20 protein-coding genes are annotated in these 13,434 nt (G+C 56.6%); all 20 read right to left on the bottom strand.

Annotated elements, in window-relative coordinates:
- Positions 1-5: 5 nt before the first annotated feature.
- Positions 6-311 (bottom strand): NADH-quinone oxidoreductase subunit NuoK, encoded by a 306-nt coding sequence (gene nuoK / locus E1297_RS38255; RefSeq protein WP_005984024.1) that lies wholly within the window; start codon positions 309-311, stop codon positions 6-8.
- 4 nt (positions 312-315) lie between these two features.
- On the bottom strand, positions 316-918 hold the full coding sequence (locus E1297_RS38250; protein ID WP_155147529.1) for an NADH-quinone oxidoreductase subunit J: 603 nt from the start codon (positions 916-918) through the stop codon (positions 316-318).
- Complete coding sequence (locus E1297_RS38245; protein WP_155147527.1) at positions 915-1,322, bottom strand: carboxymuconolactone decarboxylase family protein; 408 nt, start codon at positions 1,320-1,322, stop codon at positions 915-917. Before E1297_RS38245 ends, E1297_RS38250 begins: the two co-directional genes overlap by 4 nt.
- Entirely contained in the window at positions 1,322-2,011 is a 690-nt protein-coding gene (locus E1297_RS38240; RefSeq protein WP_155147525.1) for a DUF4259 domain-containing protein, read from the bottom strand. The genes E1297_RS38245 and E1297_RS38240 overlap by 1 nt, the downstream gene beginning before the upstream one ends.
- A complete protein-coding gene (gene nuoI / locus E1297_RS38235) occupies positions 2,011-2,505 on the bottom strand; it encodes an NADH-quinone oxidoreductase subunit NuoI (protein WP_155147523.1) in 495 nt (164 codons plus the stop codon). Before nuoI ends, E1297_RS38240 begins: the two co-directional genes overlap by 1 nt.
- A gap of 3 nt (positions 2,506-2,508) precedes the next feature.
- Positions 2,509-3,135: a hypothetical protein gene (locus E1297_RS38230; protein ID WP_155147521.1), complete on the bottom strand. Its 627-nt coding sequence runs from the start codon at positions 3,133-3,135 to the stop codon at positions 2,509-2,511.
- Entirely contained in the window at positions 3,135-4,169 is a 1,035-nt protein-coding gene (gene nuoH / locus E1297_RS38225; protein ID WP_155147520.1) for an NADH-quinone oxidoreductase subunit NuoH, read from the bottom strand. Before nuoH ends, E1297_RS38230 begins: the two co-directional genes overlap by 1 nt.
- A gap of 60 nt (positions 4,170-4,229) precedes the next feature.
- The gene (nuoG, locus tag E1297_RS38220; RefSeq protein WP_155147518.1) at positions 4,230-6,251 is read right to left on the bottom strand and encodes an NADH-quinone oxidoreductase subunit NuoG; all 2,022 of its coding nucleotides are present in this window, start codon (positions 6,249-6,251) and stop codon (positions 4,230-4,232) included.
- A 3-nt stretch (positions 6,252-6,254) separates the two neighbouring features.
- Positions 6,255-6,659 (bottom strand): DUF5333 domain-containing protein, encoded by a 405-nt coding sequence (locus tag E1297_RS38215; RefSeq protein WP_209016248.1) that lies wholly within the window; start codon positions 6,657-6,659, stop codon positions 6,255-6,257.
- Positions 6,660-6,757: 98 nt separating this feature from the next.
- The gene (locus E1297_RS38210) at positions 6,758-7,105 is read right to left on the bottom strand and encodes a hypothetical protein (protein WP_155147515.1); all 348 of its coding nucleotides are present in this window, start codon (positions 7,103-7,105) and stop codon (positions 6,758-6,760) included.
- 76 nt (positions 7,106-7,181) lie between these two features.
- Positions 7,182-7,598, bottom strand: coding sequence for an MAPEG family protein (locus E1297_RS38205; RefSeq protein ID WP_155147514.1), 417 nt, complete (start codon positions 7,596-7,598; stop codon positions 7,182-7,184).
- 5 nt (positions 7,599-7,603) lie between these two features.
- Complete coding sequence (gene nuoF / locus E1297_RS38200; protein ID WP_058279630.1) at positions 7,604-8,902, bottom strand: NADH-quinone oxidoreductase subunit NuoF; 1,299 nt, start codon at positions 8,900-8,902, stop codon at positions 7,604-7,606.
- Between the two features lie 7 nt (positions 8,903-8,909).
- Positions 8,910-9,137, bottom strand: coding sequence for a DUF5337 domain-containing protein (locus tag E1297_RS38195; protein WP_155147510.1), 228 nt, complete (start codon positions 9,135-9,137; stop codon positions 8,910-8,912).
- 42 nt (positions 9,138-9,179) lie between these two features.
- The gene (gene nuoE, locus E1297_RS38190) at positions 9,180-10,298 is read right to left on the bottom strand and encodes an NADH-quinone oxidoreductase subunit NuoE (protein WP_155147508.1); all 1,119 of its coding nucleotides are present in this window, start codon (positions 10,296-10,298) and stop codon (positions 9,180-9,182) included.
- Positions 10,298-10,777, bottom strand: coding sequence for a hypothetical protein (locus E1297_RS38185; RefSeq protein WP_155147506.1), 480 nt, complete (start codon positions 10,775-10,777; stop codon positions 10,298-10,300). Before E1297_RS38185 ends, nuoE begins: the two co-directional genes overlap by 1 nt.
- A complete protein-coding gene (locus E1297_RS38180) occupies positions 10,777-12,000 on the bottom strand; it encodes an NADH-quinone oxidoreductase subunit D (RefSeq protein WP_196223495.1) in 1,224 nt (407 codons plus the stop codon). The genes E1297_RS38185 and E1297_RS38180 overlap by 1 nt, the downstream gene beginning before the upstream one ends.
- Positions 12,000-12,122 (bottom strand): hypothetical protein, encoded by a 123-nt coding sequence (locus E1297_RS50875; protein ID WP_256372809.1) that lies wholly within the window; start codon positions 12,120-12,122, stop codon positions 12,000-12,002. The genes E1297_RS38180 and E1297_RS50875 overlap by 1 nt, the downstream gene beginning before the upstream one ends.
- Positions 12,123-12,129: 7 nt before the next feature.
- Positions 12,130-12,303: a hypothetical protein gene (locus E1297_RS49315; protein WP_010442775.1), complete on the bottom strand. Its 174-nt coding sequence runs from the start codon at positions 12,301-12,303 to the stop codon at positions 12,130-12,132.
- The gene (locus tag E1297_RS38175; RefSeq protein WP_155147502.1) at positions 12,303-12,908 is read right to left on the bottom strand and encodes an NADH-quinone oxidoreductase subunit C; all 606 of its coding nucleotides are present in this window, start codon (positions 12,906-12,908) and stop codon (positions 12,303-12,305) included. Before E1297_RS38175 ends, E1297_RS49315 begins: the two co-directional genes overlap by 1 nt.
- A gap of 11 nt (positions 12,909-12,919) precedes the next feature.
- Positions 12,920-13,434 (bottom strand): NADH-quinone oxidoreductase subunit B family protein (locus E1297_RS49310; protein ID WP_305793823.1); only part of this gene is annotated, 515 nt, incomplete at its 5' end.

Below are 13,434 nucleotides of genomic sequence, written 5' to 3'. Positions count from 1 at the left end.
TTCTCTTACCCCTTCATCATATTGACGTCTTCAACCGCGATGGTGCCGCGGTTGCGGAAGAAGCAGACCAGAATGGCCAGCCCGATCGCCGCCTCGGCCGCCGCAACAGTCAGCACGAACAGCGTGAACACCTGCCCGACGAGATCGCCGAGGAAACTGGAAAACGCCACGAGGTTGATATTCACCGCCAGAAGCATCAATTCGATGCTCATCAGCAGGATGATGACGTTCTTGCGGTTCAGGAAGAGACCGAAGATGCCGATGACGAACAGCGTCGCCGCGACCGTAAGATAGTGTTCAAGTCCGATCATCGTCTCAAAGTCCCTGCCCCGGTTTCACGTCCTTCAGCTCCATCGCCTTGGCCGGATCACGCATCATCTGGCCGACGATGTCCTGACGTTTGATGTCCTGACGGTGGCGTAGCGTCAGAACGATTGCGCCGATCATGGCCACCAGCAGGATCAGACCCGCAAGCTGAAACAGAAGGAAGTATTGATCGTAAAGAATGACACCCAGCGCCTCAGTGTTGTGGCGGTCAGCCGGGGTTGGCTGAGCCAGATTGGCTGCCGCGCCCTGCGCGCTGTCCCATGCGCCAAAGGCCATGACAAACTGCATCAGGATGACCAGACCGATCAGCAGGGCCAGCGGCATATAGCGCGCCATCTCAGCCTTTAGCTCGGCAAAGTCGACATCCAGCATCATCACAACGAAGAGGAACAGAACCGCGACCGCGCCCACGTAGACGATGATCAGCAGCATGGCCACGAACTCCGCCCCCAGCAGCACGAACAACCCGGCCGCGGATAGAAAGGACAGGATCAGCCACAGCACCGAGTGCACCGGCTGACGGCTGATCACCGTGAACAGCCCGCCGGTAATCGCGCTGATGGCAAACAGATAAAAGGCAAAGACGGTCATTGATCCTCATCCTCGTTGTCACCCATGACCTCTTGCGCCAGATCCAGCGCGCGGGTCATGGCCGGGATGCCGGCAAAGACCGACATCTGACCGATCGTTTCCACGATCTCTTGTTTCTTGGCACCAGCCTCCAACGCGTGGCGCACGGTCTGACGCACTGCCGAGTCTGCTTGCGCGCCCTGACAAGTCAGCCCGGCCAGAGTCAGCAAAAGCCGGGTCTTGGCATCCAGTCCGTCCTTGTTGACGGTGTTGCCGAACATCATCTCCATGACTTCTTTCGGCATAGTCGGCCACAACGCCTCGAACCCTTTGGGCGAGAAATTCTCCATCGCCGGATTCATCGCCTTGGCCATATCCTGAGCCTGCTTCATCATCGCAGCAAAGGGGTTATTGTCATCGGTCATCACAGCTTCTTCTCCAGACCGTCGATACGGTCAGTCAAAGCCTCGAGGCTGTCGACAACAAAGTACCGCATATTTGTGATATCCTTGTGGATCAGGTTCATCTTGCGCACGAGATGGCGCAGAACTTCGACCTGAGCGTCCCCGGCACCGCTGTCCGCGATACGTTCAATCTCCGACATCATGTCGTCGTAGACTTGCTCAACCTCGGTGCGCAACGTGTGTTCCGGATGTGCTTCAGGTTCCGCCGGAATAAAGTTAGGGTTCAGATTGTGAGCTGCGGCGGCAGTCAGCAGGCGGCTTGTAAGATCGGTAATACTGTCCCGCCAAGTGTCGGCTTCGTCCGTCTCATCCCATAGTTCTGCCAATTCAGACTCGCCCGCCGTGACACGCGTTACAGCTGCAAGAGCCATGCCGATTGTATCGTCGTAGAATTTGAACGAAGCCGCGAGATCAAAGGGCGCTGTCGTTCCGTTCCGCGGTTGCCCCAGCGCCGATGCCACAATTTCGGCCCCTGCCACTGCAGCCGATGCCTCATCAGCGTCAAGGTATCCGTCCGCCACCGAAAAAACGCTACCAAAGCTCTCACGCACAGCCTCGGCCTGATCCACTGGCTGTTCGTAACCACGGATTTGATCCAACAAGTCCGACGCGGTGTCGTTCTCAAAGCTATGTGGTCCCCAGGTTCCCATCAGCGATACGGCGCGTCCATTTCCAGATTGCGGGCGATTTCGGCTTCCCAGCGTTCACCGTTCTCCAACAGCTTTTCCTTGTCGTAGAACAGCTCTTCGCGGGTCTCGGTGGCGAATTCGAAATTCGGGCCTTCGACGATGGCATCGACCGGACAGGCCTCCTGACAGAAACCGCAATAGATGCATTTCGTCATGTCGATGTCATAGCGCGTGGTGCGGCGGCTGCCGTCCTCGCGCGGTTCGGCGTCGATGGTGATGGCTTGTGCCGGGCAGACCGCTTCGCACAGTTTGCAAGCGATGCAGCGTTCCTCACCGTTCGGATAGCGGCGCAAGGCGTGTTCACCACGGAACCGTGGGGACAGAGGGCCCTTTTCATGCGGGTAGTTCACGGTGGCCTTGGGGGCGAAGAAATACTTCAGCCCCAGCTTCATGCCGACCCAGAAGTCCTGCAGAAGGAAATATTTGGCGGCACGCGTATAGTCAATTTGTGTCATGTCCTAGAAATCCTTCTCGCAACGGCCAGCGGTATCTTCGAGAATGAACTGAACTTGATCGCTCACATCTGCAGCGCTTGCATCCACTGCCAAAACCCTGCGACCAGCTTCAATCGTGTACATACACTCCGCACTGTTTTGCGCAGAAAGCAGGGATTCTACGTTAACATGGCTGGGTAGATTTCCAGCCTCCACACCCACATCGATGAACTCTGCAAGACGCTTTTCGTCATCCGTTGTTATTCGGAGGCACTCTACCAAGCTCAACAATGCCGACGACTTTTCGCGCGTCGTGTCCGAGATTGTTTTTCCGTTCTTCAGAGCATCTATGTAAGCTGTCATATCTCCGAGTTGCTTGGCGTTTATCACGGATCCAATGACGTATTTATCAAAAGCTAGATGCTGCTCAGCAGATACGAGCGGGTATTTTTGCCCTAGTTCATTTGCGAGGAAGTCCTGAAAACCTTCATCGAATTGAAACACAGTTTTGAACTCAGGCACGCAAATCTCGTGGGCAACATCTAGCAAATTCCTTGCTTCGCCCGGTTCAGTTTCGGCGGCGTAGGCTGCTACGTTCAAAAAGGTAAGCGCAGTGAGCGCGGTAAAAACGTGTCGTATCTTCCGCTCCATCAGCCCACACTCCAACGCGCAAACGCGCCCCAGAACCAGTCGAATTTCGCCGCAAAGGCCACGAAGACCACCCAGGCCAGCGAGAATGGCAGGAACACTTTCCAACCCAGACGCATCAGCTGGTCATAGCGGTAGCGGGGTGTGATCGCCTTGACCATCGCGAAGAGGAAGAAGAAGAACGCCATCTTCGCAACCATCCACAGCACGCCATCAGGCAGGCCCGGGATCGGCGACAGCCAACCGCCGAAGAACAGCAGCGTGGTGAGCGCGCACATCAGGAAAATCGCAATGTATTCACCCGCCATGAACAGCAGGAAGGGCGTGGCCGAGTATTCGACCTGATAACCGGCCACCAGTTCCGATTCCGCCTCGGGTAGATCGAACGGCGGGCGGTTGGTCTCAGCCAGGGCTGAGATGAAGAAAAGGAAAACCATCGGGAAATGCGGCAGCCAGTACCAGCTGAAGAAGCCAAAGCGGCCGTCTTGCGCTTCGACGATATGCCCGAAATTCATCGATCCGGTCGAGATGATCACGCCAATAATGATCAGGCCAATCGAAACCTCGTAAGAGATCATCTGCGCGGCAGAGCGCAGAGATCCGAGGAACGGGTACTTTGAGTTCGACGCCCAACCGCCCATAATTACGCCATAAACTTCCAACGAGGATACGGCGAAGACGTACAGAATGGCGACGTTGATATCTGACAGCACCCAGCCGTCATTGAATGGGATCACAGCCCAGGCGATCATCGCCAGAACGAAGGATGTCAACGGTGCAAGGATGAAAACCGTTCGGTCAGCACCCGCAGGAATGACGACCTCTTTAACCACATATTTCAGCGCGTCAGCCACTGATTGAAGCAAGCCATAGACGCCCACAACGTTCGGGCCCCGGCGCATCTGAACCGCCGCCCAGATCTTGCGGTCGCCGTAAACAAGGAACAACAGCGAGATCATCACGAACGCAACAACTGCAAGCACTTGCGCCAGAATGATGAGGGCTATTCCGCCTGGGGTGTTAAAGAATTCAGCCATTGGTCCTCACACCGTGGGTCGTCGGGATTGCGCGGGCGCGCAATATTGAAACGGGTCGCATCATTCTGCCGCGATCCTGTCGGTTTTAAGTGCCTGAGCTTGCGCCGATAGCTCTGCCATCAACTGAGAGGCTCGTGCTATCGGGTTGGTCAGATAGAAGTCTTTGATCGCATTTCGGAACGTTGCCTTGCCTAGCGATCCGGCCTCGAGCGGTTGCACCTCGTTCTCGATCACTTCGTCGATACGCGCCAAATGGGGCACTGCCTCGATCAGAGCGCTACGCAGCTGCGCCAGCGAGTCGAAGGGCAATGTCGCCCCCAGTTCGGCGGACAAGGCCCGCAGGATAGCCCAGTTTTCCTTGGCCTCACCCGGTGCGAACCCAGCGCGCATAGCCAGCTGCGGACGCCCTTCGGTGTTCACGAAAAGACCGTTCTCTTCCGTATAGGCAGCAGCAGGCAGGATTACATCAGCGCGGTGCGCACCGCGATCACCATGGCTGCCCTGATAGATCACAAAGGCACCTTCGCCGATTTCGACTTCGTCCGCGCCCAGATTATAGATCACATCCGCAGCGCTGATCGCCTCCATACCGCCTGCATTGGTGGCATCAACATCCATCGCACCAACGCGAGCAGCGGCTGTATGCAGAACGATCAGGCCGCTTTCTGTATTTGCAGCGATGGTTTGCGCAGCAGCCAGAACAGCTGCGCCATCGGCTTCTTGCAATGCACCTTGACCCACAACGACCAGCGAGGATTTTCCCTTGATCTGGTCATCACCGCCCATGTCGACCACTTTCTGCAGGGCAGCGCGGTCATCGCCAACATGATGGTAATCGTAGGTCAGATCGACAGCCGGACCGACCAAAGCAATGTCAGCACCATGGGCCCATGCTTTGCGGATGCGTGCGTTCAGAACCGGTGCCTCATCTCTCGGGTTGGTCCCGATCAACAGGATACGCTCAGCAGTATCTATGTCTTCGATGGCGGCGGTGCCGGCATAGGCGCCCCGGTTGCTTGCGGGCAGTTTAGCTCCGTCAGTGCGGCATTCAACTACGCCACCCTGCCCTTCGATCATCTGTTTCAGCGCAAAGATAGCTTCGACCGGAGCCAGATCACCAACAATCCCGGCAGGCTTCTCAGCCCCTTTCAATGCGTCAGCTGCTTTGTTCAACGCTTCGGGCCAGGTGGCCGGGCGCAACTTGCCGTTCTCTCGCACGTAAGGACGGTCCAACCGCTGACGCCGCAGACCATCCCAGACAAAACGGGTCTTGTCGCTGATCCATTCTTCATTCACGCCGTCGTGGTTGCGCGGCAGAAAGCGCATCACTTCGCGGCCCTTGGTATCCACACGGATATTCGAGCCCAAAGCATCCATCACATCGATGGATTCGGTTTTGGTCAGCTCCCACGGACGCGCAGTGAAGGCATAGGGCTTCGACGTCAGTGCGCCAACTGGACACAGATCAATGATATTGCCCTGCAAATTCGATTGCAGCGTTTCGTTGAGATACGAGGTAATCTCAGCGTCTTCTCCACGCCCGGTCTGACCCATCTGTGTGATCCCGGCCACCTCGGTCGTGAACCTTACACAGCGGGTACAACTGATGCAGCGTGTCATCGCGGTGCCAACAAGCGGTCCCAAATCCAGATCATCAACCGCGCGCTTTGCTTCTTTGAAACGCGACCCCGACACACCATAAGCCATGGCCTGATCCTGCAAGTCGCATTCGCCACCCTGATCGCAGATCGGACAGTCGAGCGGGTGGTTGATGAGCAGAAACTCCATCACACCCTCACGAGCCTTTTTGACCATGGGAGAGTTTGTCTTGACCACCGGCGCCTGCCCTTCAGGCCCCGGTCGCAAATCACGCACCTGCATCGCGCAAGACGCCGCAGGCTTGGGCGGGCCGCCAACGACCTCCACCAGACACATCCGGCAGTTACCGGCAATCGACAGGCGTTCGTGGTAGCAAAAGCGCGGCACTTCAACCCCGGCCTGTTCACAGGCCTGGATCAGGGTCATTGCGCCGTCGACTTCGATTTCCTGCCCGTCGATATTGATCTTGCGGAGGTCAGACATGGTCTAGTTCGCCCTCAAATAAACGCCAATGGCGCTGTTTCTTTCGATTTCCGCGCGTCCCAAAGTACAGAAGGTTTCGGGATTCTCGTAGGTCACACCATGCTGGGCCAGATACGCCTCGCCCATGGATCGCATACGTGCCTTTTCAGCATCCGAGTCCACATAGGCCCGGATTTCCTTGTCCGAGTATCCCAGCTTGTTGGCTTTGGATTTCAGTCCCCAGATCACACCGATTGCTTTCATCCTGCGCCCGCTGATTGATGGGCAGTACTCGGAAATCTCATTTGCGATCGCGATGTAATAGAGTTCATTGTCGATCTCTTTGACATCGCGCAAAGGGGGTTTCGCTTCGGCCGCAACCGGTACCGCCATCAGAGTGGCGAGAGCAATCGTTTTCACAAAAGACATGGTATTTCCTTTCGTCTTGGGTCTCCCAAGACGAAGCACCGAGGCATTGCTATGCAATAACGACACCGAGGCCATGCGCTGATATGCGATAACTTTGCTCATGGTCTTTGGCAGGTACCTGCAAATGTCAGCTTGTCATTGTCGATACGCAGATTCTGGGGTTCAGTCTCCGGCCCCACTTTCCACACGATTTTGGACGTGCCAAAGTTCTGAATGCAGAACCGGGTGCCCTCATACCGCCCCGCCTCACGCGCTCCGTCCAGGGACGCCGAAACGCCGTTGATCGTGACAGTAAAATCGGCGCGCGACACTTTCTTATCTACATAGCTGGCTTTGGCGCGGAAGGCTTGCCCATCGAACAGAACCCGTTCGCTCTTCGATTTGCCGCACGAAGCGACCAGCGTTGTCGCTACTAACACCCCAATAACAAGAGTATTTTTATTCATTTCCGTATCCCCAGATACCCTTTAGTAACAGTCAGTCGTTTTTCCCGACCGGTGTTACAACGTATTCTGTCCCAATTCAAAACGAGGCCACCAGTGCCATCACCCCCAACACCATCATGCAAGCCCATCCAATGACATAGAGAACCGATCGTAGCCCGCTGTGCGGTTTGCCGACCCCACGAATATGGACGATCAACATCACTACTCGTGCAACCAACGCTATAGAAGCAAGCAGGTTCACCCAGAACGGGCTAGCCCCCAGCAAAATCGCGGCCACAGTGACGGTCAGAAACGCTGGCAGGGTTTCAGTTCCGTTAAGGTAAGCGCGGTTTAGGCGATAAGCCTTTTCCGAATAGTCCTGATCAGGCGTCGCACCGGGGGCCAGACCTTTGCTGGCCTTTGCAAGTGCCGAGAAAGGCGACAGTAACAACACGATCAGGGTAAAAATCACCAGCGAGGCGATTGCGTGGGAATATTCGGCGAACAACTCCATTGGACTTACTCCGCTGCCATCGCACCCATGCGGCCCGATTTCTGAGCCTTGATGCGGTCCTCGATCTCTTCCCGGAAATTACGGATCAGGCCCTGGATCGGCCAGGCCGCAGCATCACCCAGAGCACAGATTGTGTGACCTTCGACCTGCTTGGTCACATCGAACAACATGTCGATCTCTTCAAGTTCGGCCTCACCACGCACCAGACGGTCCATCACGCGCATCATCCAACCAGTACCTTCGCGGCATGGCGTACATTGGCCGCAGCTTTCGTGTTTGTAGAACTTCGATAGCCGCCAGATCGCTTTGATGATGTCGGTGGACTTGTCCATGACGATCACCGCCGCTGTTCCAAGACCCGATCCCAGGTCATTGCGCAGATGGTCGAAATCCATGATCGCGTCTCGCATATCTTCGCCACGCACACATGGCACTGACGAGCCTCCGGGGATCACAGCCAGCAGATTGTCCCAACCACCACGAATGCCGCCGCAATGAGTTTCGATCAGTTGCTCGAACGGGATCGACATCGCCTCTTCCACCACGCACGGGTTATTCACGTGGCCTGAGATGGCAAACAACTTGGTGCCCGCGTTGTTCTGACGACCAAAGCCTGCGAACCAGTCGGCGCCCCGGCGCAGGATGGTCGGTACAACCGCAATGGATTCGACGTTGTTCACAGTAGTTGGGCAGCCATAGAGCCCTGCCCCCGCCGGGAACGGCGGCTTCATCCGCGGCATACCCTTTTTGCCTTCAAGGCTTTCGATCAGAGCAGTTTCTTCGCCGCAGATGTACGCCCCTGCACCATGATGCAGGAACAGGTCGAAATCCCAGCCCGATCCAGCGGCGTTCTTTCCCAAAAGACCCGCGTCATAAGCTTCGTCGATCGCAGCCTGCAGTGCCTCGCGCTCGCGGATGTACTCGCCGCGCAGATAGATATAGCAGGTATGCGCATTCATCGCGAAGGAAGCGATCAGGCAGCCTTCGATCAGAGTATGTGGATCATGGCGCATGATCTCGCGGTCTTTGCAGGTTCCAGGCTCGGATTCGTCAGCATTCACAACCAGATAAGCTGGACGGCCATCGCTTTCTTTCGGCATGAACGACCATTTCAGACCGGTTGGGAAGCCCGCGCCGCCACGACCACGCAGTCCCGAGTCCTTCATCGTCTGGATAATCCAGTCACGCCCGTTGCCGATCAGGCCAGCCGTGCCGTCCCAATGCCCCCGGGCTTGCGCGCCTTTCAGCGTACGCTCATGCATCCCGTAGATGTTGGTAAAGATCCGGTCCTGATCCTTCAGCATCGTTAGCTTACCTTTGGCTATCCTGACGCATGCGCCAGAGTTGAAAAATGTTGACGCCCGCATAAACGAAACCACCCAGAGCGGCGAAATCGAACAGCAGCGCATATCGCCCCGGTAGTCCCAGCGCAGGGCCGATGAACAATGACATCGCAAGCCAAGCCAACATGGTGACGGCAATCACCACTCCGATATGGCGCCCTTTTCGGGCCATGGCCTGTTCTTTGTCTTGGTCCATCTCGTCTGTGTGCCCCTTCAGGCGTACTCATTCCTGTTTGACCTACTCGTCGTAGGTACCGTCTTCCTTAGCGCGCTTGGCGAACTCGGTTTCTTCACCTGCCGCCAGTTTGGCCGCTTGTTCAATCCAGCCGTCACGCTCAATACGACCCTTGAACTTCAGGCGCGCATCGACCCAAGCCACCTGCAACGGTGTCCAGGCAGCAACTTGATCAAAGTGGTAGAAACCCAACTCGTTGAGTGTCTGTTCCAGCTTTGGCCCGACACCTTTCAGCAGCTTGAGGTCATCAGGCTTGCCATCCCGCGCCCCTGACAACAGTTCGGGCGCATCTTCCTCGACCTTGGCTTCAGATTTGGCTTTCTTTGCCTCTTCGGCCTGTTTTACCGCAGGCTTCGGAGCTTCTGGCGCTTTCGGAGGTTTTGCCGCAGCACTCGCGCCGGCTTGTTTGCCATCTTTATCCAGCCAAGGGGTCAGGATCGGAACTTCGGTTCCGTCGATGCGCTTGACCGTGTCGTGCAGATCAGTCGCCAGCTCTACGCTCGCGTTATAACGTGGTTTGCCAGCGTCATGTTCAACAAGGCTGGTCAGACCTTTCAGTGGCTCCGCTGCATATCGACCGTTTTGCGGCCCCGGAACCGGAACCTTCCCAGATGTCAGATCATCGAGGATTTTACCAAAACTCTCAGCAGTCAGGTCCTCGTAATAGTCCTTACCGATCTGTGCCATCGGTGCGTTGGTGCAGGAGCCCAGACATTCAACTTCTTCCCAGCTCAGCTTGCCATCAGCGGACAGTTCATGCGGTTTGGACGCGATCTTTTCCTTGCAGACCGCGAGCAGATCCTCAGCCCCGCAGATCATGCAGGAAGTCGTGCCGCAGACCTGAATATGTGCCACCGAACCAACCGGTTGCAGCTGGAACATGAAGTAGAAAGATGCAACCTCAAGCACCCGGATGTAGGCCATCCCCAGCATGTCGGCGACAGATTCAATCGCCGGGCGGCTCAGCCAACCCTCTTGTTCCTGAGCACGCCAGAGCAGCGGGATGACCGCACTGGCCTGACGACCTTCAGGGTACTTGGTAATCTGCGCTTCGGCCCATTGCTGGTTGGCAGCAGTGAAAGCAAAGCTGTCGGGTTGTTCGGGGTGCAGACGGCGCAGCATTAGCAGGCATCTCCAATCACGATAATATATGGGTCTTCCTGACGGGCACGGCCTTCGGCGATCAGGTGATCGATGAGTATCGGAGTTTCGGCCTTGGAGAAGCCCGCAGGCCGCAACTTGATGTCAGCCTCTTCTTCTCCCATCCGGCAGCCGTTCAGTCGAACAAATTCAAGCAGCGCATCCGCCCGCCCTTCGGAATCTTCAACTGCCAAACCATGCACTCCACAAATCGCCGGTGCAATTTCAAAGACCGAGCCATTCAGCCCGGCCAATCCTTGTTCGGCCCATTTGTTGATCACAGCGCTGACATCTTCTGGCGTCAATCCACGCGAAGCGAATGCACCTTCGGCATCCGATGTTTCCAGTCGGCAACCACTTTCGCGCATAACCTCAAGTACCTGCGCCGTCGGATGTGGCGCGGCGGCGAGGTTCGTCGCTGCGACGAGCGCACCTAGACCTATGGCAAAAGCGCACTTCATCACCGGTCGATCTCTCCAAACACAACATCCATCGTGCCAATAATGGCGGCGACGTCGGCCAGTTGGTGACCTTTCGCGACGTGGTCCATGGCTTGCAGGTGCAGGAACCCCGGCGCGCGCAGTTTTGCGCGGTAGGGTTTGTTGGTGCCGTCGGCGACCAGATAAACGCCGAACTCGCCCTTGGGTGCTTCTACTGCGGCGTAGACTTCGCCCGCGGGGACGTGGAAGCCTTCGGTATAAAGCTTGAAGTGATGGATTAGGCTCTCCATCGAGGTTTTCATGTCCGAGCGTTTCGGCGGGGTGATCTTGCCGCGCGCCAGAACATCTCCGGGGCACTCGCGGATTTTGGCGATGGCCTGACGGATGATCAGCAACGACTGTCGCATCTCTTCCATCCGCACCAGATAGCGATCATAGCAGTCGCCATTCTTCCCGACAGGAATCTGGAACTCGAACTCGTCGTAGCATTCATAGGGCTGCGCACGGCGCAGGTCCCATGCCAAGCCCGAACCGCGAACCATGACGCCCGAGAAACCGTATTTCTGAATGTCATCCTCGGTCACGACGCCGATATCGGCGTTGCGCTGTTTAAAAATGCGGTTTTCGGTCAGCAGCCCGTCAATGTCATCCATCACAGCAGGGAATTCATGGCTCCATGCTTCGATATCGTCCAGCAATTCCGGCGGCAGGTCCTGATGCACGCCACCGGGGCGGAAGTAAGCTGCGTGCAGGCGGGCACCACATGCGCGCTCATAGAACACCATCAGCTTTTCACGCTCTTCAAAGCCCCACAGAGGCGGCGTCAGTGCACCAACGTCCATTGCCTGCGTGGTCACGTTCAGCAGGTGGTTCAGAATGCGGCCGATCTCGGAATACAGGACCCGGATCAACGAGGCGCGCCGGGGCACTTCCACGCCCGTCAGCTTCTCGATGGCCAGACACCAGGCATGTTCCTGATTCATCGGCGCCACGTAGTCGAGACGGTCGAAATACGGCAGATTCTGCAGATACGTCCGGCTTTCCATCAACTTTTCGGTGCCACGGTGCAGCAGACCGATATGCGGATCGCAGCGCTCGACGATCTCACCGTCCAACTCAAGCACAAGACGCAGAACTCCATGCGCCGCAGGGTGTTGCGGGCCGAAGTTGATGTTAAAATTGCGGATCTTCTGTTCTCCGCTCAGCGCGTCCGTGCTGCCGTCATCGTATCTTGAGCCGTCCATCAACGCCCCCGTTTCTTTTTCGCTTCGGCCCGCACGCGAACCTTTTCGGCTTCAGCAGCCTTAGCTGCCGCCCCAGCCAGCAGCACGCCCAGTGCGCCAATTACGATCAGTTCCCCCAGCATCAGCATCTCAGCGGCGCTCCAACTCTTGTAGCTTAAGCCCGACCCACCACAGCAACGCGATCGTGCCAAAGGGAACCAAACAGAGCAGACACCAGTATTTGTTGATCCCAAAGAAAGGCAAAATCTTCACCATCGGAATGATGGTCAGCGCAGACAGGATCAGCCACCAGATGCCACCCATTACTCGGTCTCCTGCTTCTCATCCCCTGGTAAAATGTAGTTCGCACCTTCCCAAGGGCTCATGAAATCGAACTGACGGTATTCTTGCACCAGCGATACGGGTTCATAAACCACACGCTTCTGCGCTTCGTCATAGCGAACCTCGGTATAGCCGGTTGTCGGGAAGTCCTTGCGCAAAGGATAACCGCGGAAACCATAGTCCGTCAGGATACGCCGAAGATCCGGATGCCCCGAGAACAGGATACCGAACATGTCATATACTTCGCGTTCGAACCAGTTGGCCGACGGGTGAACCTCAACAATCGAGGGCAGCATGTCCTCTTCGCGGATGGACACGCGTAGTCGAATCCGCTGGTTCTGGTACATCGACAGGAAGTGATAGACGACATCGAACCGCTTGGGACGCTCAGGGTAATCAACACCGGTGATATCCACGAGGGTCGAAAACTGGCACGTACGATCAGCCTTCAGATATTCGACGAATTCTACCAGGTTCGAAGGTGCCACATCAACGTTGAGTTCTCCGTGGGTGACGTCCCATGAAAGAACGCAATCGGCTCGTTTCAATTCCAGCTGCGCGCCAAGTTCTTTGAGTGCTTCACTCATCAGCTTTCTCCTCAGCGCACGATAGTGCCGGTACGGCGGATTTTGCGTTGCAGCTGCATCAGGCCGTACAGCAGCGCCTCGGCAGTTGGAGGACAGCCCGGAACGTAAATGTCTACGGGCACCACGCGGTCACAACCGCGTACGACCGAATAGGAGTAGTGATAGTAACCACCGCCATTCGCACAGGATCCCATCGAGATCACATAGCGCGGCTCGGGCATCTGGTCGTAAACCTTGCGCAGCGCCGGGGCCATTTTGTTGGTCAGTGTTCCCGCCACGATCATCACATCTGACTGACGAGGGGACGCACGTGGAGCGATGCCGAACCGTTCCGCATCATAACGCGGCATCGAGGTATGCATCATCTCAACCGCGCAACAGGCCAAACCAAATGTCATCCAGTGCAGCGAACCGGTGCGCGCCCAGTTGATGATGTCTTCGGACGAAGTCAGCAGAAACCCTTTGTCCTGCAACTCGGCATTCAGGGCCTGGGTGGCGACTTCTTTGTCGGCACCTGCGGTGTTTG

The sequence above is a fragment of the Roseibium sp. RKSG952 genome, assembly GCF_009711355.1.
Note: the sequence above shows the minus strand (reverse complement) of the source record. Positions and strands in the feature narration are given on the sequence as shown.